Annotated in this window: 22 protein-coding genes and 3 pseudogenes; 6 read left to right on the top strand and 19 right to left on the bottom strand. The window is 59.2% G+C overall.

All coding sequences use genetic code 11. From position 1 onward, the window contains the following. Positions 1–30 precede the first annotated feature (30 nt). A complete protein-coding gene (gene istB, locus RALTA_RS27815) occupies positions 31–786 on the bottom strand; it encodes an IS21-like element ISRme9 family helper ATPase IstB (protein ID WP_012354650.1) in 756 nt (251 codons plus the stop codon). A 7-nt stretch (positions 787–793) separates the two neighbouring features. Next, a pseudogene (gene istA, locus RALTA_RS27810) lies at positions 794–2,346 on the bottom strand (IS21-like element ISRme9 family transposase). Positions 2,347–2,441: 95 nt separating this feature from the next. Between istA and RALTA_RS30490 the strand changes: the two are divergent. Beyond that, complete coding sequence (locus RALTA_RS30490) at positions 2,442–2,585, top strand: hypothetical protein (protein WP_198053012.1); 144 nt, start codon at positions 2,442–2,444, stop codon at positions 2,583–2,585. 919 nt (positions 2,586–3,504) lie between these two features. On the opposite strand, the gene RALTA_RS27805 is transcribed toward RALTA_RS30490, so the two are convergent. Further along, complete coding sequence (locus RALTA_RS27805) at positions 3,505–4,497, bottom strand: MFS transporter (protein WP_012354647.1); 993 nt, start codon at positions 4,495–4,497, stop codon at positions 3,505–3,507. Between the two features lie 44 nt (positions 4,498–4,541). Between RALTA_RS27805 and RALTA_RS27800 the strand changes: the two genes are divergently transcribed. Then, on the top strand, positions 4,542–5,762 hold the full coding sequence (locus RALTA_RS27800; RefSeq protein WP_012353615.1) for an ISL3-like element ISRta1 family transposase: 1,221 nt from the start codon (positions 4,542–4,544) through the stop codon (positions 5,760–5,762). A gap of 4 nt (positions 5,763–5,766) precedes the next feature. Here the strand turns inward: RALTA_RS27800 and RALTA_RS30880 are convergent. From RALTA_RS30880 to RALTA_RS30485, 10 genes and pseudogenes are all read right to left on the bottom strand, one after another. Next, positions 5,767–6,027, bottom strand: a pseudogene (locus RALTA_RS30880) (MFS transporter); the annotation flags it as partial. Positions 6,028–6,131: 104 nt separating this feature from the next. Next, positions 6,132–6,671, bottom strand: a complete 540-nt coding sequence (locus tag RALTA_RS27795; RefSeq protein ID WP_012354645.1) for a GNAT family N-acetyltransferase — start codon at positions 6,669–6,671, stop codon at positions 6,132–6,134. A gap of 59 nt (positions 6,672–6,730) precedes the next feature. After that, on the bottom strand, positions 6,731–7,270 hold the full coding sequence (locus tag RALTA_RS27790) for a 6,7-dimethyl-8-ribityllumazine synthase (RefSeq protein ID WP_012354644.1): 540 nt from the start codon (positions 7,268–7,270) through the stop codon (positions 6,731–6,733). 47 nt (positions 7,271–7,317) lie between these two features. Beyond that, complete coding sequence (locus RALTA_RS27785) at positions 7,318–8,793, bottom strand: sodium:solute symporter family protein (protein WP_012354643.1); 1,476 nt, start codon at positions 8,791–8,793, stop codon at positions 7,318–7,320. Then, complete coding sequence (locus tag RALTA_RS31060; RefSeq protein WP_018003724.1) at positions 8,790–8,915, bottom strand: hypothetical protein; 126 nt, start codon at positions 8,913–8,915, stop codon at positions 8,790–8,792. Before RALTA_RS31060 ends, RALTA_RS27785 begins: the two co-directional genes overlap by 4 nt. A 222-nt stretch (positions 8,916–9,137) precedes the next feature. Next, a complete protein-coding gene (locus RALTA_RS31055; protein ID WP_306414578.1) occupies positions 9,138–9,887 on the bottom strand; it encodes an aldehyde dehydrogenase family protein in 750 nt (249 codons plus the stop codon). Then, positions 9,863–10,609 (bottom strand): aldehyde dehydrogenase family protein, encoded by a 747-nt coding sequence (locus tag RALTA_RS31050; RefSeq protein WP_306414577.1) that lies wholly within the window; start codon positions 10,607–10,609, stop codon positions 9,863–9,865. Before RALTA_RS31050 ends, RALTA_RS31055 begins: the two co-directional genes overlap by 25 nt. 130 nt (positions 10,610–10,739) lie before the next feature. Continuing rightward, the gene (locus tag RALTA_RS27775) at positions 10,740–11,249 is read right to left on the bottom strand and encodes a flavin reductase (RefSeq protein ID WP_012354642.1); all 510 of its coding nucleotides are present in this window, start codon (positions 11,247–11,249) and stop codon (positions 10,740–10,742) included. Positions 11,250–11,302: 53 nt separating this feature from the next. After that, on the bottom strand, positions 11,303–12,667 hold the full coding sequence (locus RALTA_RS27770; RefSeq protein WP_012354641.1) for an LLM class flavin-dependent oxidoreductase: 1,365 nt from the start codon (positions 12,665–12,667) through the stop codon (positions 11,303–11,305). A 139-nt stretch (positions 12,668–12,806) separates the two neighbouring features. Then, positions 12,807–12,998: pseudogene (locus RALTA_RS30485) on the bottom strand (transposase); the annotation flags it as partial. Positions 12,999–14,159: 1,161 nt separating this feature from the next. Here RALTA_RS30485 and RALTA_RS27765 point away from each other — a divergent pair. Continuing rightward, positions 14,160–15,380 (top strand): ISL3-like element ISRta1 family transposase, encoded by a 1,221-nt coding sequence (locus tag RALTA_RS27765; RefSeq protein ID WP_012353615.1) that lies wholly within the window; start codon positions 14,160–14,162, stop codon positions 15,378–15,380. On the opposite strand, the gene RALTA_RS27760 is transcribed toward RALTA_RS27765, so the two are convergent. The 5 genes from RALTA_RS27760 to RALTA_RS27745 all read right to left on the bottom strand — a co-directional run bounded on the left by RALTA_RS27760 (position 15,317) and on the right by RALTA_RS27745 (position 18,826). Further along, entirely contained in the window at positions 15,317–15,886 is a 570-nt protein-coding gene (locus RALTA_RS27760) for a formate/nitrite transporter family protein (RefSeq protein WP_012354640.1), read from the bottom strand. The two genes, RALTA_RS27765 and RALTA_RS27760, sit on opposite strands and share 64 nt — an antisense overlap. A gap of 363 nt (positions 15,887–16,249) precedes the next feature. Then, complete coding sequence (locus RALTA_RS27755) at positions 16,250–16,516, bottom strand: DUF5676 family membrane protein (RefSeq protein ID WP_012354639.1); 267 nt, start codon at positions 16,514–16,516, stop codon at positions 16,250–16,252. Between the two features lie 24 nt (positions 16,517–16,540). Further along, the gene (locus RALTA_RS27750) at positions 16,541–17,206 is read right to left on the bottom strand and encodes a methyltransferase family protein (RefSeq protein WP_012354638.1); all 666 of its coding nucleotides are present in this window, start codon (positions 17,204–17,206) and stop codon (positions 16,541–16,543) included. After that, positions 17,203–17,478, bottom strand: coding sequence for a DUF2933 domain-containing protein (locus RALTA_RS29565; RefSeq protein ID WP_012354637.1), 276 nt, complete (start codon positions 17,476–17,478; stop codon positions 17,203–17,205). Before RALTA_RS29565 ends, RALTA_RS27750 begins: the two co-directional genes overlap by 4 nt. Before the next feature lie 247 nt (positions 17,479–17,725). Further along, positions 17,726–18,826 (bottom strand): IS5 family transposase, encoded by a 1,101-nt coding sequence (locus RALTA_RS27745; protein WP_012354616.1) that lies wholly within the window; start codon positions 18,824–18,826, stop codon positions 17,726–17,728. A 281-nt stretch (positions 18,827–19,107) separates the two neighbouring features. Here RALTA_RS27745 and RALTA_RS27740 point away from each other — a divergent pair, with 281 nt between their 5' ends. Further along, entirely contained in the window at positions 19,108–20,436 is a 1,329-nt protein-coding gene (locus tag RALTA_RS27740; protein ID WP_012354636.1) for a helix-turn-helix domain-containing protein, read from the top strand. Here the strand turns inward: RALTA_RS27740 and RALTA_RS27735 are convergent. Continuing rightward, positions 20,423–21,820: a replication initiation protein gene (locus RALTA_RS27735; RefSeq protein ID WP_012354635.1), complete on the bottom strand. Its 1,398-nt coding sequence runs from the start codon at positions 21,818–21,820 to the stop codon at positions 20,423–20,425. The genes RALTA_RS27740 and RALTA_RS27735 overlap by 14 nt on opposite strands. Positions 21,821–23,046: 1,226 nt before the next feature. Here RALTA_RS27735 and RALTA_RS27730 point away from each other — a divergent pair. Further along, positions 23,047–24,258 (top strand): ParA family protein, encoded by a 1,212-nt coding sequence (locus RALTA_RS27730; protein ID WP_012354634.1) that lies wholly within the window; start codon positions 23,047–23,049, stop codon positions 24,256–24,258. After that, positions 24,255–25,226, top strand: coding sequence for a ParB/RepB/Spo0J family partition protein (locus RALTA_RS27725; RefSeq protein WP_012354633.1), 972 nt, complete (start codon positions 24,255–24,257; stop codon positions 25,224–25,226). Before RALTA_RS27730 ends, RALTA_RS27725 begins: the two co-directional genes overlap by 4 nt. The last annotated feature ends 6 nt before the right edge of the window (positions 25,227–25,232 follow it).

Raw genomic sequence — 25,232 nt, 5'->3', positions numbered from 1 at the left:
TGCGCGGTCAGGAGATTGTAGCGTAGGTGATCACGATGCCCGTTTCTTGGCGTCGGTTGCCGTGCGCTTGCGCATGGATTCGCCTTTGAGCGCCACCTTGTGCGCCTGGTGGACCAGCCGGTCCAGGATGGCGTCAGCCAGCGTCGGATCATTCAACCACTGGTGCCAATGCTCGATCGGGAGCTGGCTTGTCACGATGGTCGAGCGGGTACCGACGCGGTCGTCCAGAACTTCCAGCAGATCGCCGCGAGCGCTTTCAGAAGGCTCCTGTAGGCCCCAGTCGTCCAGCACCAGAACATCGATGCGTGCGAGTTGCGCCAGGCGGCGCGTAAAGCTCCCGTCGCCGTGGGCGATCTGCAGTTCCTCGAACAGTCGAGGCACCCGCAGATAGAGAGCAGAGAATCCCTGTCGACAGGCCTGCTGAGCAAACGCACAGGCCAACCAGGACTTGCCGGCACCGGTCGCCCCGGTCAGGATGAGGCTCTGAGCGTTGCGGATCCAGTCGCAACTGGCCAGGGTAGCGACCAGCCGCTGATCAAGGCCGCGACTGCCGTCATAGACCACATCCTCGAGGCATGCCTGGGTGTGCTTGAGCTTGGCCGAGCGCAGCAGCCGCTCCAGGCGCCTGGTGTCGCGCCAAGCAATCTCCCGGTCGACCAGCATGGAGAAGCGTTCTTCGAACGGCAGGCTGGAACTGGCGGTCAGGGCAGACTGTTCCTCGAAGGCCCGCGCCATCCCGTCGAGCTTGAGGGCCTTGAGCTGGCCGACGGTGTGTTGCATCAGCATAGTTTTCCTAATGGTAGTAGTCGGGTCCGCGCACGTTGTCGTGCATGGGGGAATGCCACTCGGTTTGCGATACCGGCAGAGTGGCTTGCCGGTCCAGATGGTTTTCAAGGATGGAGACCACAGACTTACGCGTGAGCGAGCCAATGGCGACGGCGCGAGCGCAAGCGGCTTCGAGCCGCTCCTTGCTGTACTTCTTGGCCAGACTCAGCAGACCCAGGCAGGCGCGATAGCCCATCTCGGGATGGCTCTTGTGGGTGAGCTGGTATTCGACGATGACGGCGACGTTGGGCCCAATCGAGGCTGCCCAGTTGAGCAGCCGGCCGGGCGTCCATTCGAGGTGCGCGCGGTGGGCCACCGGCATGTGTTCCTTGACCGTGCTGTGGCTGCCCTTGCGGGTATTGCGCGCGTGCAGCGCCACCCGTTTGCCACCGTACAGGATCTCGATGGTGTGGCGGGTTACGCGAGCCTCGACCGCCTTTCGCACCAGGGCATGCGGCACGCTGTAGTAGTGACCGTCGATCTCGACGTGGTAGTCGACGTTGACGCGGCATTGTTTGAACGTTGCAACTTCGTAGCGCCGCGGCGGCAGCGGTCGCAACACTGGCCGGTCCAACCGCTCGAACCACTCCCGGCGCGTGCCAGGCAGCTTCTTGAACGGTCGGTCATTCAGGTCGGCGACGAGCTTCTTGATGGCCTTGTTGAGCTCGCCCAAGCTGTAAAAGCGATGGTTGCGCAGCCGCGCCAGGATCCACCGCTCGACGATCAGCACGCCGGTCTCGACCTTGGCCTTGTCTTGCGGTTTGCGCGGCCGTGCCGGCAGCATGGCCGTGCCGTAGTGATGAACGAAGTCTTCTGCAGTTCGGGACAGCACTGGCTCGTATCGGTCAGGGCGAGCCACCAGCGCGCGCGGGTTGTCCGGCACAAGCAGCTCAGGCACGCCGCCGGCGAATTCCATCGCACAGACCATTCCCCCGATCCAGTCGGCGGTGGTCTGCCCCCGGGTGGCGCACGCGTATGTGTAATTCGACGCGCCAAGCACAGCGACGAAGATGCTGGCTTCAAACGCAAGGCCGCCTTCCGGGTCCAGAATCGGCACCATCTGACCTGCGAAGTCCGCAAACAGCTTCTCGCCGGCGCGGTGCTGCTGGCGCATGGACCGCTTGAGTGTCGCTGCCCAGTCCCGGTAACGGCAGCAGAACTGCGTGTATTGGTAAATGGGGACCCCGGGATTCGCGTCCAGGTATTCCTCCCACAGCAACTGCAGTGTCACGCCCTTGCGGCGCAGCTCGCGGTGCAGGTAGGGGAAGTCCGGCGTCACCCGTCCGCCCGGGCTGTTGGCCGGCTTCTGTGCGCCGAACAGCCGCTGCTCCAGCGTATCCTCGTTCAGGCTATCCGCCTGCGCCCAATCCAGCCCCGCTGCCTTCGCCATCGCGCGTACTGCGAAACGGCACCAACACTCACACCCGTCGCCCTAGCGATCTGCCGGTGCGAAAGGCCACACGCCCATTTCAGGCGAAGCACTTCCTTGATCTTGCGCATGGTCATCCGGTTGGCCGGCATCAGCTTGCTTCCTTGCAAAAAGGAAGCAGCGTATCGCCGGCGTTCTAGTCCATGCGCAGTCCCACCCCAGCCCTTGCCCGGCCCCATTACGGTGCGTGATCACCCGTTTCGGCTGCTTGATCACCTATTTCGGCAACGTGATCACTCGTTTCGGGATCGTGATCACCGATTTCGGCAGCGTCGTCGAAGTGATCACGTTCCGCCGAAACCAGCGAGCAGCTTCCCGCCGAAACAGGTGATCACGTTCCCCCGAAATCGCTGATCAAGCGCCCCGAAATACGCAAGCTGGGGACCTCGTCAGCGAATTCCATATGGGCCAGCAGGCCTTAAGGCCTGCAACAAACGGGCCGGACATAAGCGTGCTGCCTCTACCTGTCGACCACCATGTCAAATCGACCTTGCTATCCGGGAGGCGTCCACATAAGCACTTCCCTAGAGTAGCCGGTTGAAAGGGCGCATGCTTCCACTGCGGCCCCATCGCAGCTCAAGCATAGCGCCGTGTGTGCACGCCTGCGATCTCCTTCGCTCGAGAACAAGACAGCCGTTCCTCGACGTGGTCAGTGGACTGACCACACCAATATGAAATCCTAATGCTGACGCTTGTCGGCAATGAGCGGAAGTGTCACATGGCGTTGGCAGCCAACGGGCGTAAAGAAGACTTTCCGAGGCTTCGGGTCAATGCGCCCAGAACCCGTGAAGTGCCCCATGGGGGTTCCGGCCGCTCAAGTCGCACGCTCCTCTGCTGAGCCGATCAAGGGATATCGAGGTCGCTGAAATGCCTTCCAGCATCTAGAACTCCAGATCGCTGACCACGCGGTCCAGCCTGCCAGCGCACCATTGAAGTGGAGAGTAGAGTACTTCGCCGGTGTATTCGCGGAGTATCGCGCCTACGGTAAAGATCGTGGTCACGGTTTTCGTACCTTCCCGCGACGGACCTTGCTCATGAGTGAATCCTTCTGAATGCGGCCTGTTTAGGAAACGGGGGGGTTGCCTCGAGCAAGTTCACCCCTGCAGCCGACATCCTTGTGAACTGCAACATGGACGGCGCCGAAAGCGGCCGTACTTGCGTGCTAGACGCGCATTCAACTATATTGATCGGGCGTTAAGGAGCGATTCCCGACACATATCCGAGCCGAGCGTTCGCTGCCGCAGCCGCTGTCAGCGGGAACTGCGGCGCAACGACAGGAAGCCTATGATTCCCAAAACTGGGCCCGGCAGAAGCACCCAGGACGTTTTCATGCCCAGGTCCCCTAGCAACGTGGACACGAGGGTAATGGAAGCCACCGTCAGCGCAAATCCAATCGAGTTCTGAATGGCGAGTGCACCGCCGACCAAGGGCAGAGGGCATGTCTTGGCAGCTAACGCTGAAAACTGCGGGGAATCTGCGACAACTGCCGCTCCCCAAATCAAGAAAAAAACCAACAGGCAACCCCGTGACAGCGCGTCTGCCGCGAACGGCAAGAGAAAGCAGCACACTCCTGAAATCGCGAGAGCGCTGAGCGCGACGCGGGCACTATCTACCCAGCGGGTTAGCACGCCGCCGAAGACGCACCCAATGGCGCCAACCCCAATGATGGCGAAGGCCAGCGCTGAGATGCCCTGTGTTTCGAAAAGCGAAGGCAGGGGCGAGCGTGCAACGAGCATGGGTAGTATGGTCCAGAAGGCATAAAGCTCCCACATGTGCCCGAAATAACCTACCGCAATCGCTCTGAACTGGGGATCGCGAAACGCGTGCAATGGATTACCCGGATTCGGGCCGCCCGGGCGGCGCATCGGCAAGTGCGGTCCGTTACCCAAGTAGATGACCATGACTGCCGCAATACCTGCCAGCACCGAAGAGCCAGCCATGACGTACTGCCACGGCCATTGTGCGGCCATAATTCGCAAGCCATGCGGCAGCGCGCTCCCTAAGGTCAGCATGCCTACCAGCAATGCAAGCGCTGCCCCTGCTCTATCGGGGGCCCAGCTAATAATCAGCTTCATCCCAATCGGATAGACGCCAGCGAGACATACGCCCACAGCAAACCGAAGTGCGATTGCTGCGGAGAAATCCCCTGACAGACACGCGAACCACGCGTTGAAAGCAGCACCAAGCAGTGCCGAAAGGCAAAAAATTGGTTCTTCGCAGAAAACCGTGGCCCGAAAGAGCACATTTTGTATGCTGATGTCTGTTTCTTCAGGTATCAGGGGGATGTGTGCTGGATCGCAAGACGCTGCAAGCACTGGGTTGCTGGAAGGGCTACCGGCTGGAGCGCGTGGAATGGCCGGAGGGAGAGAGCCGTACGCTGTCGTTGTACTTGAAGCCGGTCAGCAAGGTCATGCATTGCGAGGAGTGTGGCGCGCGCTGCCATCAGGTGCATGAGACAGTGGTCAGGCGAGTCCGGGACCTTCCGCTGTTCGAGTATCGGGTCGTACTGCACGTGCCGCGCCGGCGCGTTTGGTGCGACCGTTGCGGCGGTCCGAGGCTGGAGCGGCTGGAATGGCTTGGGCGCTACCAACGCGTGACGGCCCGCTTGGCCCAGGCTTGCGGCCACTTGTTGCGCCACTGTACGGTGCAGGCGGTGGCGGCCTTCTACGATCTGGGCTGGCACACAGTTAAATCGATCGATAAGGCTCGCTTGCGTGAGGCAGTGGCCGAGCCGGACTGGTCCAATATCCGCTACCTGGCCATGGATGAGTTCGCGCTACACAAGGGGCATCGATATGCCACGGTGGTAGTCGACCCCATTGGGCGGCAGGTGCTCTGGATCGGACAGGGGCGCTCACGCGAGACCGCCCGAGCCTTCTTTGAGCAGCTCCCCGCCGGCGTTGCGCAGCGCATCGAGGCCGTCGCCATCGACATGACGACCGCGTATGAGTTGGAGATCCGGGCGCATTGCCCGCAAGCAGAGGTGGTCTTCGACCTGTTCCACGTGGTAGCTAAGTACGGGCGTGAGGTCATCGACCGAGTACGGGTGGATCAGGCCAATCAGCTGCGGCACGATCGGCCGGCCAGACGGGTGCTCAAGTCCACACGCTGGCTACTGCTGCGGAATCGGGAGAACTTGAGCGTCCCCCAGGCGGTTCATCTGGATGAGGTCCTGGAGGCGAACCGGCCATTGCTGACAGTCTATCTGTTGCGCGACGAGCTAAAGCGGCTATGGTTCTACCGCCGCCCGGCGTGGGCGCAAAAAGCTTGGGAGCAATGGTGCGAGCAGGCTCGGCAGAGCCGAATACCTGCCCTGGAGTTGTTTGCGAAGCGCCTGCAAGGCTACTGGCATGGCATCTTGGCCCGCTGCCGCCACCCATTGAACACCAGCGTGGTCGAAGGCATCAACAACACCATCAAGGTCATCAAGCGCCGCGCGTACGGCTATCGCGACGAGGAATACTTCTTCCTCAAAATCCGCGCAGCCTTCCCCGGAATTCCTCGATGAACCAAAAAATTCGGCTCGCCGAGAACCTGTCCGCGAGTCCGAATACGGCGAATACCAGGGTACCCAGTATGAAGCCGCTCTGAACCGCCGCCGTGAGCATGCCAATGTTTGCGGCCGTCAGCCCCCACGTCCGGGCAAGATCGTCGGCCGCGCTGTTGGCGCTGAACCAAAGCGAGGTTCCGAACAATTGCGCGGTGGCTATTGTCAATACAGGGTCGAGACGAAGCCATCCCGACTTCAGAGCAGCATTTGAAGATTGAGCCATACTCTGGGAATGCATTCTGTTGCTGGGAGCGGACTTCAATCCGCGGTATCAGCCAGCGCAGCACCTTTGATCGGCGAGGGGAAACGATGGAGCACACGTATGCGCTACTGCTTCCGCGCACCATCCGGGTCAGCACGATGGTCGATGTTGAGCTGCATGAAGACAAGGTCCAGCCACTTGCCGAACTTCGTGCCAACCTCCTTCATCAGGCCGACCTGCTCGAAGCCCAGTTTTTCATGTAGACGGATCGAGCTCGCGTTACCTGCTTCGATCGCGCTGACTATGATGTGTTTGCCGAGTTCGCCCGCACGCTCGATAAGAGCTTTCATTAGCGAGCCGGCAATACCTTTGCCACGCTGGTCAGTTCGCACGTACACCGAGTGCTCCACGGTATGGCGATAGCCATCAAACGCGCGCCAATCCCCAAATGACGCATAGCCGACCACAACGCCCGTTGCGTCCAGCGCCACGAGAACCGGTAAGCCGGCCTTGCGCCGTGCGGAAAGCCAGTCCAAGCGATTGGCCACATCGACAAGGACCTCATTCCAGATTGCCGTCGTGTTCTCCACAGCATCGTTGTAGATCGCACATACCGCTTCCATGTCTTCTGGCGTGGCATCGCGAATCGTTATTTCGGTCATCATGTACCCCTTCAATATGGTCAAAGGTCTCCGCGCTGCCTGCTGGCGGCGGCATTGGATCCCTATGCGGTGGTCGAAATCAGGCGCTCGCCTACTCGTCCAGGAGCCAGATGCCGTGCTGCCTCAGCAGACATGCATCCACCCGGGCGCTCGAGGCAGCCGACTGCCCTAACACACGCGTCTGCCACCTCATCGCCCTTCTCTATCAAGAGTTTGGCGAAGAATCCGCGCATGTGCTCTTCAGCTCGAAAATTGTGCGGCGTCAGCACCATTGAAAACACCGGTGTGTCCGTTTCGAGTTGCACGCGCATCAACCCCTCCACGACGGCTTGAGCGACGAACTCGTGCCGATAGATGCCTCCGTCAACAACGAGCGCACTTTCAATAATCGCCGCATAGTCTCCGCGTGTCGCGATCCGTTTGGCGAACAGCGGAATTTCGAATGCTCCAGGCACTTCGAAGAAGTCTACGGCATCGGTAGACACCCCGAGTTGGACCATGCGGCGCAGGAATCCCTCAAGCGCGTTCTCCAGCAGGTCTTTGTGCCACTCCGCCTGAATGAATGCAACACGCGCCGCGCGGGAAAAAATGCTTGTCTTCATAACAATCTCCTAGCGGAGGGATCGCCTCCGCCCACATCACCCAGGTGTTATTGGGAAACCGGAGCCGTCAGACCCGGGCGCTCGCTTCGCCGCGTCAGCAAGGTTACGATGATCAACGTCGCGATGTTCAGTACCAGTGCGACAACGCCGACATTCACGTCCTTCAAAGCATCCGGCAGGAATGGAAAGAGCGAAGCCACCGACTGCTTAGTCAAAGACACCCACGCAACCGTCGCCTCTCCCACGGCAATGCTAGTCATTGCCGCGACCGGCGTCACCGGATTATTCCGCAGCGAACTCATCACAAGGACCGGGAACAACTGGGTGACGAACGCGTAAGCCATCAGCAGAAGTGCGACGATCGTCTTCCCGCCCTGGAGCGCGAAGAAGAGCCCGACTGCCATGATGCACGGTGCCATCCACTTACTCAGCTTTACGATCTCGGCGCTGCTGGCAGACGGGCGCAACGGACGATAGACGTTATTGGCCAGCAAGGTTGCCGATGTCATCAGAATCATGGAACCCGGCACTAGCGCTGTCAGAACGCCTGCCGCCCCGATGACACCAACAAACCATGGGTCGAAGGTTTGCAGCGAAATCTTCAACAGTGCCAGATCGATGTCGCTTCCTTTGAGCCCAGGAATCTGCAGGACTGCAGTAAATCCGACGAAGAAGATAAACAAGAGCATCAACTGGTAGATCGGCAGAACGTAGGCATTCTTGCGCAACACCACGTCGGTCTTTGCCGTGTAGGTCGCCATGAACATGTGTGGCCACATGTAGAAGCCGAGCGCCGAAAGCAGAACGGTCGAAACCAGCCACACCGGGCTTTCACCGGACTCGCGCAGGGCAAGAAAACCTGGCTTTGCTGCCTCGATGTCCGCAAACATCTGCCCGACGCCACCGTGGTAGTGGAACGGCAGATAGAGGCCGAGGAACACGGCGACAAACATGACCAGGATGTCCTTGACCACCGACGTCCACGCGGACCCGTGTACGCCGGAGATGGCCACGTACAAGGCCACCACAATGGCACCGATCCACATGCCGTGGCTGGAGTCGATGGCGCCATACGATGCAACGCTCACGATAATGCCAAGCCCCTTGAGCTGCAACACCAGGTATGGCATCAGTGCCACGATGCCGACAACGGCGACCAGGATGCCCAGTGGCCGGCTGTCATACTTCGACGCGAAGAAGTCGGATTGAGAGATCAGGTTCTTCGCTTTGGCATAGCGCCAGATCAGCGGTAACAGCCAGTACGACAGGACAAAGCAAAGGCTTCCATAGCCCAGCATGTAGTAGGCCGGACCACCGTGGCCATATGCGTATCCACTCGCGCCAAGGAAGACGAACGTCGTGTAGATTTCACCGGCCATCAACAGGAACACGATTGCCGTGCCGAAGCCTCGGCCGCCCACCGCCCATTCCTCCAGGCTCATCTTTTTTCCTCGCCTGGCCAGCAAACCGAGCGCAAGTGCCAGGGCAATGGCACCAAAAATGAAGATCAGGGCGCTGTTCATACGTGCTCCTCAGCCGCGGTCCCGCGATCGTCGTGCGCCTTACTATCGCTGTGAAAGATGATCGCCATCACAACTGACGTGAGTACGAGATTGAGGGACAGCCAGCCCAGCAGAAAGGGCATACCGAGAATCTGGGGGGGTAACGCGGTTCAGAAAGAACGGGCCTATCAGCACGCCTGCGGCGGGTAGCAAGGCTAGTAAATGGATGGGGCGCATCTGCATCTCCTTTGGTGGCAATAAACTTCCTACCCCGCTCAAGTTGGTGACCGAAGGTACCAACGTGAACGGGCCGGATTGGGCGGAACGTTGTTGTGCTTTCTGGAGTTGTCCTGGTGTTCGTCGCTTCAGGCGTCGGCCATCACGTGTGAAATGCTTTTCACGTTCGTGTAGCACTCGAGCCCTTCGATGCCTCCTTCGCGTCCGTACCCGCTTTCCTTCACGCCACCGAATGGCGTTTCCGACACGGCGGAAGTCAGGTGATTGATTGCGAGGTTGCCCACCTCCAGCTCGTCGCCAAGGCGATAGGCGGCCGCTGCAGAGCGAGTGAATGCGTATCCGGCAAGGCCATAAGGCAGGCTGTTGGCACGTTCGATGGCTTCGTCGAGCGATTCGACAGGGGCAATCAGGCTCAGAGGCCCGAATGGCTCTTCTAGCATCGCGCGGGCGGTGGACGGGACATCGGCAAGTGCGGTGAACGGGAACATGTATCCTGCGCCCGGCAATGGCTCCCCACCGCAAAGCAGGCGAGCTCCTTGATGGATCGCGTCTTTCACCAACTCGTCAAGGCAGGCAAGTCGCCGCTCATTTGCGACAGGTCCGATATCACTGCTCGGCTCCAGCGCATGCCCCACCCGGATCCGGGCACCGTACCGAGCAAATGCTTCGACAAACCTGTCGTAGACCTTGCGATGAACGAAGAAGCGCGTAGGGGCAACGCATATCTGCCCGGCGTTGTTCAATTTCCCCTTTACGCAGGCGAGGGCTGCCGCGTCGGGATCGGCATCATCGCAAACGATGACCGGCGCGTGACCGCCCAACTCCAGAATCGCCGGCTTCATGTGTTGGGCTGTCAGGCCGGCCAGGTGCTTCCCCACGAGCGTGGAGCCAGTAAACGTGACGGCACGGACGACCGGGCTGGCGACCAGGACGACGAGATCATCCCCGGCTCTCCAAATACCAGGTTCAGCACACCAGCAGGAAGTCCGGCATCGCGGTAGGCCTGGGCCAACATCACGGCTCCCGCAGGCGTTTCCTCAGCGGCCTTGAGAATGATCGAACATCCGGCAGCGAGGGCACCACCCACCTTGCGCGCGGGAGAACTCATCGGGAAGTTCCATGGCGTGAATGCGCCAATCACGCCAATGGGTTCGCGGATCACCGTATGCCGCATGGGCGGCTCTGCCGGGATCACACGTCCGTACAACCGCTTGCCTTCGTTCGCATCCCATGTCATCAAGTCACAACCACGCAGCACCTCAGCGCGCGCCTGCGCCAGGGTCTTGCCTTGCTCCAGGGCAATGGCGGTCGCAATGGCCTCGACTCGTTCGAGAATCAAGTCAATCGCCTTCAGCATGATCTCGGCGCGCCGTGCGGGCGACGTGCGACGCCAGATCTTCAGACCATCGGCCGCGGCCGACAAGGCATCGTCGAGGTCTGCAGTCGTTGCGATTGGCACAGTGCCGATGGTTGTTTCGTCCGATGGGTTGATAACGGGCCGACCGGGCGCGCTGCGCCACTTGTCGGCGATCAGCATTCGAATTTCCGGATAGGAAGTCATGTGCATTGCCTGCTGGAGATAAGGAGAGATCGAAGCCATTCAGTCGCCTGCGATGGGGACGCCCGTGACACCTGGCGCGCACACGGCGCATCGGGAAGGACGAGCGTGTCCGACATGGGCGCGTAGCGCCCATGTGCGACCTGACGTCTCGGGGGTTTTGGAGCTGGACCTAGGCGGCTACGGCGCCTTTCACAGCCGGCGCTTCGACACTATGGAAGTTGCGCCCAAAGTAGATCAAGGCGTCGCGATCATTGCGCGTCCGCACGGCTTTGATCTCACAGAGAAACATGGTGTGCGTGCCAACGTCCATCATGGATGCGACTTCGCAGTCCAAAGCGCTGACGGTGCCGGCAATCACGGGGGCACCGGTCACCAGCCGATCCCATTCCACATCGGCAAAACGCTCCTCGACCGAGACGCTCTTGCTCGAGAACCGGATAGCCGCGTCTTGCTGATCCGCTGCGAGAACATTGACGCAAAGGCAGCCGTTCTCACGCACAACCTCGTTGTTCTTGCTGCCACGATTGATACAGACAAGCAGAGTTGGCGGCTCGTCCGTGATGCCGCACACTGCCGATACTGTGCAGCCGGCCAGTCCACCTTCGCCGTTACTAGTGATGATGTTGACCGCGGCCCCTAGCCCGGCCATGGCTTCTCGGAACGATGTTTTGTCTACCATAGTGCTCCCCTTAGCTTGGGGCCTCATAGTTTGTGAAGGACGTGCTGCGCGGATTACCGCACAGCGGCGCGTGCCTTGGCTGCGGCATGGGTGACCGGCAGGCGTGCATGACCGAACAGCTTTTCGCGATACGTACCTTCGCGATAGGCGGTCTTGTACACGCCGCGCTCCTGCAGGAGCGGTACCAGCAGATCGATGACGTCGTCGAGACATTCCGGAGCCACCGTACGCGACAGGTTGAACCCTGCTACACCGGTCTCGTTGGTCCACTCGATCATCAGGTCAGCGATCTGTTCGGCAGAGCCGACCCACGGTGCCTGGCGGCTACCCAGCGGCATCTGTTCGAGCAGCTTGCGCAAGGTCCATTGGGCCCCTGCGCTGCGAGTCATGGCTTCCACGTTGGAAACGATCGCCTGGCTCTTGCTCACATCGATCGGCTCGTCGAGGTCGTAGCGCGAAAAATCGATGCCAAGCGAACTGGCTGCGTGTGCGAGTGCGCCTTCCGAACTCACATATCGCTTGTATTCCTCGTACTTCTCCTGCGCTTCCTTTTCGGTGCCACCAATGATCAGCGTCGCTCCCAGGAATGCCTTGACATCGTCCGCGATGCGGCCAAAGGCCACAGCCTTCGCGCGGATGTCGTCGACGATGGTCTTGACGCCGTCCTTCTTCTGGCCATTCACGAAGACGCATTCAGCGTGCGTCGCGGCAAACTGCCTGCCACGCGTCGAGGAGCCTGCCTGGTAGAGCACCGGTGTCCGCTGCGGCGACGGAGCGCATAGGTGCATCGCATTTACCTTGTATTGACGACCGCGATGGTGGATCACGCGAACCTTCGACGGGTCTGCGTAGATGCCTCTGGCCTTGTCGTTGATGACCGCGTCGTCATCCCAGCTTCCTTCCCAGAGCTTGTACACCAACTCCAGGTACTCGTCGGCCAGATCGTAACGGTCATCGTGCGCAACCTGCCCGTCGAGGCCGATGGCTCGCGCCGCGCTGTCCAGATAGCCAGTCACGATGTTCCAGCCGATGCGCCCACCTGTCAGATGGTCGAGCGTCGACATGCGGCGGGCAAACAGGAACGGCTGCTCGTAGGTGAGGTTGGCCGTAACGCCGAACCCCAGATTGCGTGTGACCGCGGCCATGGCCGGAATCACTAACATTGGGTCGTTCACCGGCACCTGCACGGCGTTTTGAACAGCCGCGTTGGCGTTACCACCGAAGACGTCATAGACCCCAACGACATCGGCAAAGAAGATGCCATCGAACAGCCCACGCTCAAGTTTCTTGGCGTAGTCCACCCAGTATTGAACCTCGCTGTACCGGCTCGATTCATCACGGGGATGGGTCCACAGTCCCTGCTGGATATGACCCACGCAGTTCATCTCAAATGCGTTCAGGTGGATTTCACGACTCATTTCTACTCCTAGTTGTCGAGAGAGACTTGGAAGGAAGGTATCCCCCCATGCCGTTTACTATAGTAAACAATCGAGCATGAAAAAAGACATTTCGGCCGGAGGTAAACCCCTAGATGGGATCTGAGTTTATGCAGCCTTCGGTTCTAGCTTCAAGCGCAACCGCTTCGATCCGCCTGGCCGCGTCTGGTGGCAGTTGCTCGAAGAAGGCGCGCCGTCTCGCGCGAGCAGCCCTGACAGATCCAGAGCACTTGCTGCCGCTCGGATCGACTACCACCGTGGCAAAGCGATGGCCTTTGTGCAGCGCGAATTCGTCCATGGCTAGGGAACGAATGCCGGCATGTGGCAATTCAGCCCCCCAAATTCTTCGAAAACTAAAGAAAAAACGCCCGACGAAACGTCGGGCGCTATAAGGGACGCATTGTCGGGGGATACATACAACCGACTTGGGTGCACCTAACTGGCGCACCCCGATGAACATACTAATCGCAGCCCACAAAAAGTATTATCAGATCTTCTCGAATTTCCACCAAGGATTTTCTGATATGGCACTAGCCCGCAAGCCCACAACATGAGTGCGAACCTATCTAGCCCCTCCAGCTCTGCTTGTCACAGGTGGAAACACATACCAGCCACCGTCGCAGTGCCGGAAGAACATGATCGACAGCGTACCAGTAGCGCGGTTGCACTCCACACAAACAAAGCGGCTGCGGCAGTCTCGCAGGCGGCCCGTACCGATAACGCGGGGCGGCTTCCCTACCGACGGTGTAAGCCATTTTTCAACCATTGAACGTAACGACTTCTCTGCTGCCATGCTTCCTCCATTGACGGATAGTTGATGGCAATATCGAATGCATTCTGTGCTTTCGTAATGCCACTACAGGCGAAGCGCACGATCCAACGCCGTCCTTTGCGGGCGATAAATGGCATCGGGTTCGCCCGATTACATTTAATTAACGCCCCTAATATCCCCGACGACATAGTCGGACCGACATTTCCCGCATGAATTAGGCAGTACACTGAGATCCATCGTGACAAACGGCTAAATTCCGAGCCAACCCATTGATGCATCCCATGGACTGAGCGCATGACCTCAAGAGGCAAACGGGCACACTACCGTTTCTTAGTTCGACGTCTGCAAGGAAATCATTCCGCGAAATCCATTCCACTGCGCTGAATGCCTTATCCTCGACAGAAGGTCGCGCGTCAGCCGCGCCGCGCTTTGCCATGATTTCTGTATAACGCGGGTAGCTACCCGTCGGGCTATTCATTTTCGAACTGCCTGGCTCAATAGAGACACATCAAGCCGATCAATAGGAGAACATCTCCGCCGGCCATGGGCGAGAATCGCGGACAGGAAAAACGCCGGACGTGAACTCCAGCCGCACCAAGCGAAGCGTTGGTGGGTAAAAAAAGGGTTCTTCGCAGAAAACCGTGGCCCGAAAGAGCACATTTTGTATGCTGATGTCTGTTTCTTCAGGTATCAGGGGGATGTGTGCTGGATCGCAAGACGCTGCAAGCACTGGGTTGCTGGAAGGGCTACCGGCTGGAGCGCGTGGAATGGCCGGAGGGAGAGAGCCGTACGCTGTCGTTGTACTTGAAGCCGGTCAGCAAGGTCATGCATTGCGAGGAGTGTGGCGCGCGCTGCCATCAGGTGCATGAGACAGTGGTCAGGCGAGTCCGGGACCTTCCGCTGTTCGAGTATCGGGTCGTACTGCACGTGCCGCGCCGGCGCGTTTGGTGCGACCGTTGCGGCGGTCCGAGGCTGGAGCGGCTGGAATGGCTTGGGCGCTACCAACGCGTGACGGCCCGCTTGGCCCAGGCTTGCGGCCACTTGTTGCGCCACTGTACGGTGCAGGCGGTGGCGGCCTTCTACGATCTGGGCTGGCACACAGTTAAATCGATCGATAAGGCTCGCTTGCGTGAGGCAGTGGCCGAGCCGGACTGGTCCAATATCCGCTACCTGGCCATGGATGAGTTCGCGCTACACAAGGGGCATCGATATGCCACGGTGGTAGTCGACCCCATTGGGCGGCAGGTGCTCTGGATCGGACAGGGGCGCTCACGCGAGACCGCCCGAGCCTTCTTTGAGCAGCTCCCCGCCGGCGTTGCGCAGCGCATCGAGGCCGTCGCCATCGACATGACGACCGCGTATGAGTTGGAGATCCGGGCGCATTGCCCGCAAGCAGAGGTGGTCTTCGACCTGTTCCACGTGGTAGCTAAGTACGGGCGTGAGGTCATCGACCGAGTACGGGTGGATCAGGCCAATCAGCTGCGGCACGATCGGCCGGCCAGACGGGTGCTCAAGTCCACACGCTGGCTACTGCTGCGGAATCGGGAGAACTTGAGCGTCCCCCAGGCGGTTCATCTGGATGAGGTCCTGGAGGCGAACCGGCCATTGCTGACAGTCTATCTGTTGCGCGACGAGCTAAAGCGGCTATGGTTCTACCGCCGCCCGGCGTGGGCGCAAAAAGCTTGGGAGCAATGGTGCGAGCAGGCTCGGCAGAGCCGAATACCTGCCCTGGAGTTGTTTGCGAAGCGCCTGCAAGGCTACTGGCATGGCATCTTGGCCCGCTGCCGCCACCCATTGAACACCAGCGTGGTCGAAGGCATCAACAACACCATCAAGGTCATCAAGCGCCGCGCGTACGGCTATCGCGACGAGGAATACTTCTTCCTCAAAATCCGCGCAGCCTTCCCCGGAATTCCTCGATGAACCCAAAAAAAGGCGTCGGTTGCCGAAAGTCCGGCCTTGGCGGTGGCGATGGCGACGACTGTGGTTGCTACGGCACCCCCATTCATCGTGGCGTGGCCCGAAAGCCAGACCAGCAGCGCCAGCCCGAGTGCGCCAATGAAATTGGCCATGCACACGACCACCCAGTTGCGCAGCACGTCGCGAGTGCTTACGCAGCCGCTGGCCCAGGCCATGGCCAGCAGGTTATTGCCGGTAAACAGTTCAGCACCGGCCACCGTCACCAAAATCAGGCCAAGCGAAAATCCAAGCCCCCCTAGCAGGCGACTCGCTGCGAAGCCGAGCGATGCATCGCTGCTCACCAGAGCAAACATCAGCGCGCCCAGCCCGATGAACGCCCCCGCGAGCATGCCTAGCATTGCCAGCGTGAGCAGCGGCATGTGAGCCTTGGCAATGCAGAATTCGTTGACCCTGCTCGCGACTTGTTTAGGCGAGTAAACGTCAAAGCCATGGTCGGCTACAGGCGTCATTGCGACACTCCTGGGGGGCGTTAGCTGGGAGAGTTCCTGGTGCAAGCTACTGTAGGACGCCAGACCGGCCTCCATTTGATCGGCCGCAAGTATTATGGGTAATGGCAATGCGCTGCGACGCGCGTCTGGACGAGTTCAAGGGCGCGGCAATCGCGCTCAGAACCACCGGGCAATCGAAGATGACTCGCGGATGATCGTGCTCGCGCCAGGCTCTGCGTACATTGAGTCGTTGTCAACGCGACGACTCTGACACGTGGACGCTGCTTCTCTACGCGCATGGCCCATGGTTGCAGCGGTAGTGGCTCCAGCAAGGCCAACACCCTAACGGTGCCGACGCGCCGGTGCGTGCATATGCCCATGGCTTCAATCCTCATTTCCCACTTTGTTGCCAAGCCAGGCGAAGAAGACACCAACGGCGAAAAACCAGATCGCGAACACAATGGCCGGATACGCGGTATCCCACCAGGAGAACGACTGACCGGTCTGGAGCCGCCTGAAATCGAGCCCGTGAAAAAGTGAGTTCATGAAGTTCATGAACGGCTCCGGGAGTGCTACCCAAACCAGAGTACACAAGATATAGAACAACACAACCGTGAGGGAAAGCACGATGCCAGTCTTGATGGGTTTCATGACTACCTCCTTGGTTCAGCCGCTTCAGTGAGGCTTGGCGCGAAACAACTGGCTGAATCGAATCCGTGGAACGAACCCAGGCGTTCGCCTGCGGTACGCTTCATACTGCTGGCCGAATGCTTCCAGCACATCTTGCTCCTCCGCTCTGGCCAAGCGAACATACATCCAGGCGAGAACCGGGAACATCAACAAGATAAGAATCGTCGGCCATTGCAGGAGGAAGCCGGCCATGACGAGAATGAACGCAACATACTGCGGATGCCTGATGTGCGCGTAGAGGCCCGTCGTCGCCAGACGGCCTTCCTGCTGCGCATTGTATAGAACACGCCAGGCGGATGACAACATCAGGAAGCCGCCGAAGATAAGGATATTGCTGGCGATATGGAATGGCCCCAGGTGCGGATTGCCTTGCCAGCCGAACAGCATCTCAGGCAGATGGCCCGCGTCGTGCGACAGGAAATCGATGCCAGGGAATCTCGCCGAGAGCCACGGCAGCATGAGGTAGATCGTCAAGGGGATCCCGTACATCTCGGTGAAGAGAGCAACAATGAACGCCGAGAACGCGCCAAAGGACCGCCAGTCACGAGATGTCTTGGGCTTGGCGAAGCTGAAGGCGAAGACGATGAATACCGCCGAATTGATGATCACCAGCGACCACAGCCCATAGCCGTATTGCGGATGCTCGGTCATCGCCGTCCTCCATCGATGTCATGACCGTCCCGCGCTCGCCCCTGTCGGTGATGACCATGCCCGTGCCCCTGGTGCATGAAAAGATGCATCAACGGACAGGCGGCCAGGAGCAGGTAAGGCAGGGCCTGGATGACATGGGCCCGGTGCTCTGTCCAGAGAAAGTAGCCAATGACAAGCAGAAATCCGACCGTAACCAGTCTTGACCTCGATAGCCGCCGCTCCGTCGCTTGAACGCGCTCATCATTGCTTGTCGTTGCCAGCTTGCCCGACATAGAAGCCTCCTTGCGCGCAACGGCGCAGGCAAAGCCTTGCTTCTCTTCAGTATCGGTGCCGAAAGACGCTCGCCCTTGAGGTCGATCAAGGAAATCGAAGCCTAACAGGCTGCTGAAGTACTCATCGCGCTAGCGATGAGTTTTTCCCCGCAAGGCGGGGAGCGCTGTTTTTCACAATCCGGAAGCCGGACGTCACTGCCTCGGCTTTTTCCGCGTTTTGGCGCCCATTCCGGCCTCATTAGCGCGATTACTGCAACTGCGGACGGATTTGTCCCAGCGAGCGCATGCGCACGAGGTGGTAGGCGGCCATGCTCAGCACAAACATCTGATCGACTTTCTTCAGACCGCGCACCATCACCTGACGCATGCGCCCCACGGTCTTGACCCACCCGAAGCCCTGTTCGATCAGCTTGCGCTTTTGTTGCGAGACGGCATAACCGGCGCTGGAAGCAATGGCATCAGCAACGGCCGAGCGACGACCCGATGTGTTCTGCGCCACGTGGGGCGTCACCTTCATTTCCAGGCAGGCCTCAATGAACTCGTGCGCGTCATAGCCCTTGTCCGCGCCCACGGTGACTTCCACATTCAGGTCTTCAATCACCTGCCTGGCATCGTTAAGCATGACCTTTGCGGCCTCCCGCTCGGCGTGTCCGTCCGCCTTGGTCACCATGGCGCTAACCACCAGGCCATGGCGGTTGTCGCTCAGGGTATGACCCATGTAGCGCAGCTCACTGGATGTCTTGCCCTTGCGGTAGAGCTTGGCATCGGGATCGGTCTTGGATTCGTGTGTCTCGTTGCTGCGCTTGCGACCTTTGAAGTTGCCGCCGGCGTCATCGTCTTGGTCGTCGCCATCCTTGCGCACGAAGCTCTTGTGGCCTGCCCACGCCTGTATCAGCGTGCCGTCCACGCTGAAGTGCTCACCCGACAGCCAGTTCTTCTTCTGCGCGATGGCCAGCACCTCGTTGAAAAACTGGATCACCGCATCATGCTTGATCAGTCGCTCGCGGTTCTTGGTGAAGACCGTGGGCACCCAAACTGAGTCGTCCATCGACAGCCCGATGAACCAGCGAAACAGCAGGTTGTATTGCGTCTGCTCCATGAGCTGGCGCTCAGAGCGAATGCTGTAGAGCACCTGCAGCAGCATGGCCCGCAGCAACTTCTCCGGCGCGATACTGGGGCGGCCACCCTTGATATCGGCCTCGTACATCTGCGCGAACAGCCGGTCCATCTTCACCAGCGCCTGGTTGGCCATAGTCCGGATCGAGCGCAGCGGATGGGACTGCGGCACGAAATCCTCCAGCCTCCGCATAGTGAACAAGCTTTCCGTGAAGGTATCTGCGCCGCGCATGAATGTGGGATTGGATGGGATCCTCAAAGCAACGCTTCAGCCAGTCGTCGCGCTGACGTCCGCTGGAGGTATTTCAGCGGCCTGCTAGGTCTCTGGCGGCTCCCCACTGCAACTATGTACCTGCAGGGTATAAGTCCAGCAACTCCAGGTTTTTCATCGGCATAGGCAAAAGAGGTCACGAGCTTCGAAACCCCTTTGACTCGACCTACAAGACAGATCGAGTGTACGAAGCCCGCGCCTTCGCTGTCAATGCCTCCTTTCCAAGTTTGCGCTGATCGAAGATGACATGTAGCTTCGACGGGCTTCCTATTGCCCGAAGAACAACAAAGTGCGGCGATGCGTCGCATGCTCCTAAACCTGTCGCCGCCGAAGGCCTGCAACCCAATGCAGCAAGGCTCGATGCCGGCCGGCTGCCTGAGCGGATTCTTAGAGCAATCGCGCTGGTCTACGAGTCCGATGGACTTCGGACTTTGCACATCACGAATCGTCAGGTACTGGCCACGCTCGTCCGCTTCGCTTTGAACCAGAAGGATCCGTCTGCGCTCGCCTTCATAAAGAAGGCAACGATTGCGCAACACCTCGGGATGAGTGAGGCCACGGTCTATCGAGCGCTTGGTGCGCTTGAAGATGCCGGGCTTATTAAGCGTGAACGGCAGCGGCGCACCAGGGCGCAGCTTGAGGTCGTTGGGCGGATCGGGTTCTCCTCAAAGTTGCTCCGATGCATTGGAATCACCAGCCTGCAGGTTCAGTCCACTATCCACGTTCCGACCCGCTCTGATGAGTCGGGGGCCTCTACATGTCTCGCACCGGTGAATGGCGTAAACAAGACCATGCAGTCTTCTACGAAGAAACATCCGGGGCCGGGATCCTTTTTGCGGATTGACGGTCGCGCGGTGCCGATGGACCTGGCGCCCTTGGTACGCGACCAAGCCCTAAAGATGTCCGCGCTGTTCCTACTGATGAAGCTTGCGAGAACCACGGGCCACCGTTTGTCAGACGTCGTCTCGGCGGCTGGCAATGCGCTCAGGCCGCTCCGGGGACGAGAACTGTTCGCGTACCTCAAGTCGCTCCTCGAGATGCCTGTTGACTACGGACATATAGTCCGGACGCGGAAGCTCCGTGAAGATGCAGGGCGAGCAGCCGAGGCTCGGGCCACACGAGAGCGGCAGCAGATTGCCGAGCTGGTGGCGAGATACCGAGGCAAGCGGGTTTCAGCACCAGATGGGTCGACCTATGAAGTCGATTCAGCGTCGATCGTGTTTATTGACCGCAACGGTCGCCGGAGTTCGGTGGGGCACGATCAGGCGCGCGCCTGGCTCTTTGAGATGGACAGAGTAGCGTGTGGGTCCTCTTCCGGCCCCATCCAGTTAACGCAGCCGGGGCAGCCGTCGTCGGTAGTGGCGCGAGCGGCTATTGAGACTATCCGCGGGCTGGTGCACGGCAGGAACGCATCTCAGGAGTTAGATTGCTTTGGCCTCGGCATATCCAAGGAACTGGCTACACCCCGAACAGGTTATGGCATGCTACGGAAGTCAGCGCAGGAATCAAAAACCTGCGATAGCGACAGCGTCGATCAACGCGAAGAAATCCGCTGTGTCATGCGCGACTGAGTGCCACGCGGCCGAACACGAACTGTCCCAAGTACCAGGACAAATCTGGCGTCGTCAGGATGACGTCTTCGGAGACGGATGCAGGCTCCAGCTTCATCCGCCGCAGTACAAGCTTGCCTTCGCGCGACGCCAGCCAAGCCCGAATAAACTCCCTGCGAGTTTTGGTATCAGCCGACGTAAAATGCGCGCGACCTTGGGCTGATTCTTCATTCATGCGTGCACGCGTCTCTTCATCACGCGACGCCACGCTGTGCTCAACGGATGACTTCACTGCTGCCTTTACGGCTTCCTTCTCCGTTTCCTCCGTGAGCAGCTTCGTCTGGACCTGAACCATGGTCCGCTCAGCTTCGGACATGCGCCAGTTGTCGCGCAACGCCTTCATCAGATAGCCGGACGGACTCTTCTTCACTTGGCCCCGATTGAGCTTGAACCGCGTGTACTCGATCGCTTGCAGGATGCGGTCGTCATTCCATGCTTCCCGGTTCTCGGAGATCTCGGTGAACTGGCGCGTGGACAGGTTGAACTCGTCCTTCAGGATCTTGTAGATCTGGCTCGCGTCAGATAGGCTCGCCATCACCGCATCGGCCGTGTCCTTGCGCTGGAGTTGGAAGCGGATGCGGTCAACCTTCTTCGACGAGGTCGATTCCGTCCGAGTTTCGTAGGACAGCTCGATGTCCGAGATCTCATTGATTTCCCGGACCGCTGGCTCAAGCCAGTCGCGCTTGAAATATTTGAAGATGCTGGCGTTCGCGCCCATCTTCCCTGGCCAGGTCCGCATCTCGTCCAGCTTGATCCAGTCGGTGCGCCCTGCCGGCACGCTCGGCAAGACCTTGTCGTAGATGGCGCGCGCCAGGCTGCGCGTAAATGCCGTCGAAATCCGCAGGCTTAGCCAGTGGGACTTGCGTGGGTCGCGAATGTGGGGGATCAGGCTGTGGTGCACGTCGAAGCGGATGCGGCCACGATGCATGGCCACCATACCGATCAGTTGCACCTGCACCCAAATATCATCTTCCGCCGGCTCACGGTCTGACGGCGTGTTGGTGACGCGGACCTTCGCGTTCTGCGCTTCGTCTGCGATGGTGCGCAAATGCTTCAGGTTGCGGCTGTCGTACCGCATCAGCCATTTGAAGTAGTTCAGCTCAACGTCGTACTGATCTGGGACTTCCGGCTCTTGGGCGACGATGAAGTAGGCGGCATCGAGGAACCGTCGCGCCGCTAGCCCCATGTTCACGATTTCCGTGAAGAAGTTATTGCGCTGATAGCCGATTTCGCGGTTCGCCTCGTTGATGGACGTGCCGAGGTCAAACATGTCTTCGAACAATGCGAGCGCCATTTGCCGAGGCGTGGTCCTCGTTTTGATCTCCACCGGATTCTCGGCCGCCATAACTTGTGGTTCCCCTCTTTTTAGGCTGGGGTGACTCTAGCACGTGATGGTGAGGTTCTCAACACAATGAACCTCACCATAAAAGCCAGGCATCAGCGGCCCTGACCTTGCCCTGCGGTCCCAGCACAACGACCCTCACCCTACGCACAATGGACCTCACCGTTGCGCAAGGCGGGCAGTGGCTAAGTTGGCATCTAGCCTAGCGTCAGCGGGGATATCCACAGCGTCCGCACAACGTACCTCACCTTGACTGCCTCGGCACAAGAACTAGCACCTTGCGGAACAACGAGTCTCACCTTGCTCGCACATCAAACCGCACGTTCGTGGCACAACACACCTCACCTTTGGCACATTGCACCTCACCTTGCTGGCATCTAGTGTTTGATTAGAAAGGGCTTTGCTTTTTTCCGTTTGTTTGTCGGTGTGTTTACTTCTCAAAAAACTAAACAAACAGGCACGGTCCACGCTCACAAGATCGCCGACTGTGCTGGGGCTCGTCAGATGCGCGGGCAACGCAGACCTCGTCCTGCCGTGGAGGGTCGCCCAGCCGACGGCACCAACATCACGCTGGGCCGGCTGCAGAATTCTTCACGAAGCGCCAAGGCTCCCTCTGCCGGGGATCCTTCATGCCGGTCGTCACACAAGTCTTTGATGGTGAGGTTTTTTGTGCTGCAGTAAAGGTGAGGTCCGTTGTGCAAGACGTTGGCAGGCTTTTCTCCTGCAGGGTGAGGTTCATTGTGCGACCTCAATAAGGCGCGTACGAAGCACGCACAATGAACCTCACCATTGTCGATGCAGGGTGAATCCGGCCGTCGCGACCTCATTTGAACGAGGCAAAATCCAAGCAGAGCGTTCCCGTCGAAGCGCCGTGCGAGGTGGTGTCAATGGCCTAGGCGGCCCACGGCTCGACCGGCAAGGTGAGGTCAATTGTGCATAATCCCAGAACTAGGCTTCTAGCATCCAGGCAATTGGCATCACGATTGACTGGATTGGCCGGGATGGTGAGGTCATTTGTGCTGGTTTGCCGCGCCTGCATACGCCCGGGGGCCGCTTGTTTGACACCGCCTGTATGGGGTTGTGCAGGGCAAGACGCCCTAATTCGCCTAAAGTTTGAGCAAAACTGTGGTTTTTTAGGATAGTTGGTTTCAAAAACAACAGTTTATAAAGCATTGCTCAAGCGTTTCTTGTATTCTGAGCTTTCCAGAATTTTGCGGAAAAACCTCAGAATGGTGAAAACGAGCCAACTTCCTGCAGTCGATCGGACTGTCCCGCTTGAGCAAATATCCCAGTTCGCGGAAAAGGTCACCATTTTCACGGATGAACTGCGTCAGACGATCCTTGCGCCGCGTCCTAGAAAAACCGCCCCGGTATTCAAGACCGGGGAGATCGCCGAGATGTGCAACATCTCACATTCCCAGGTTCAATACCTTGCCACCAAGGGCGATGGGGAATTGCCGCCAGGTACTGCAGCGGGAACAGGACGCACGCGGACCTTCACGTTGGAGGAGGCGCGCACGTGGGTGCAGAAGGTGTCGGACATTTATCAGACACCGCTGGTCACCGGTACGCGGGAGCCCGAAGGGAAAATCATCATCACGGCCCAACTGAAGGGCGGTTCGGCCAAGACTACGACAACGATGTGCCTCGCCCAGGGACTGACGCTGCGCGGCAGAAAGGTGCTGGTGGTGGACCTAGACCCACAGGCGTCGCTTTCCGAGCTGTGTGGTCTCTACGCCGAGAAGGACGTCTCGCCAGAAGACTCCGTTCTGCCGTATATCTACGATCAGCAGATCGAGGGGGGCTTGCTGTCCCAAGTGCAATCGACATACTGGGACGGCCTGGATCTCATTCCCGCGCACACAGAACTGATCGGCGCGGAGTTCCATTTGCCTGCCATGCAGAAGGTCAAGCCGGGCTTCCGTTTCTGGACTGTTCTCAGGGAGGGACTGGAGCCGTTACGGAAGCACTACGACTACATCCTGATGGACACGTCGCCCTCGCTTTCCTATATGAACTTGAACGCCTTGCTGGCGGCAGATGCCATGGTCATGCCAATGGTGCCAGAGAACCTGGATTTCATCAGCTCGCTGTCGTTCTGGCGCCTGTTCTCCGATGTCTCCAAGAGCTTCATCAAATACGAAGCGGACAAGAAGTACGACTTCGTGTCGCTGCTGCTGTCGAGGGTCGACTATGGGCGTACGTCCTCTGCACCGATTGTTCGGGCATGGGCTCAAAGCGCCTATGAGAGCTGGCTGCATTCAATTGAAGTGCCCGCTAGTTCTGTGATGAGCACTGGGGCCCTGGCTTTCTCAACGGTATTCGACGTGAGTAGTACCCATAGCGCTGCAAAATCGCTGCAGCGGGTGCGCCAGCCGATTGTCGACTATTGCCGATGGTTGGATGAAATCTACGCAGAAAAATGGAGGAGCGCGCAATGAGCAATATGCGAGAACAGCTATTGGCGAAGACGGCTGGTATCCGGAAGACGTCGGCAATTCAGAAGGACGAGATCAAGCGTAACGATCGCACGCAGACCGCACCTGGGTTGGCTGGTGCACTGGCCGTGGCACAGATGCGCGTGCAGGAGCTCGAGGCTGCCGGGGTTGCGTCCCTAATCGCGGTCGCTGACATCGTGCCGAACCCCTGGCAGCCTCGGCGCGTCTTCAACGATTCAAAACTCGCGGACCTCGCGGAGTCCATCCGAGAGGTTGGGTTGATGCAGCCTATCGTGGTACGCCGCGCCGAAATGGGTTATCAGATCGTGGCCGGTGAGCGCCGGTGGCGGGCCCACAAGATGCTGGGCGCCGATACCATCAAAGCGGTGGTCGCTGAGCCGTCTGACGCCGATATGGCGGTGCTGGCTCTCGTGGAGAACGTCAGCCGTGATGATCTCTCTGACTATGAGATTGCGCTTTCCATTCGTCAGACCGAGAAGGAATTCCCGTCTCGCGCTCGTCTGGCCGAGGCTCTCGGGCTGTCCAGAAGCGGGCTTTACCGATTCCTCAGCTTTGCCCAACTCCCCGACTATGTAATCCGGGATCTGGATCTTCAGCCTACCCTGCTCGGCGGGACGGCCGCCGAAGCGATCGTTATGACCATCCGCAAGTATGGCGAGGCGGGCGATGCAGCGGCGAAGGAAATCTGGCCACTGGTGGCATCGGGGAAGATGGACCAGGGCAAAGCAGCAAATGCGATAAAAGCGCTGGCAACCCGTCGAGTTGATGCCGCCAATTCAGCGAGCGAGCGAAGCATCGACAAGTTCTTTGCCGGTAAGGAGCATGCCGGCTCGATTACCAAGGACGCCAACGGCTTCACCGTCAAGATCAAGTTCGGTGCACTGAGCGAGGCGCTGGAGAACCAGATCCGCCAGCTGATCAGCGAGACGTTCCACCACCAGCCGAAGTAATCTGAC

Origin of the sequence: Cupriavidus taiwanensis LMG 19424 (genome assembly GCF_000069785.1) — a bacterium.
GTDB classification, from domain to species: Bacteria; Pseudomonadota; Gammaproteobacteria; order Burkholderiales; family Burkholderiaceae; genus Cupriavidus; species Cupriavidus taiwanensis.
This window is presented reverse-complemented; position numbering and strand designations above follow the sequence as displayed.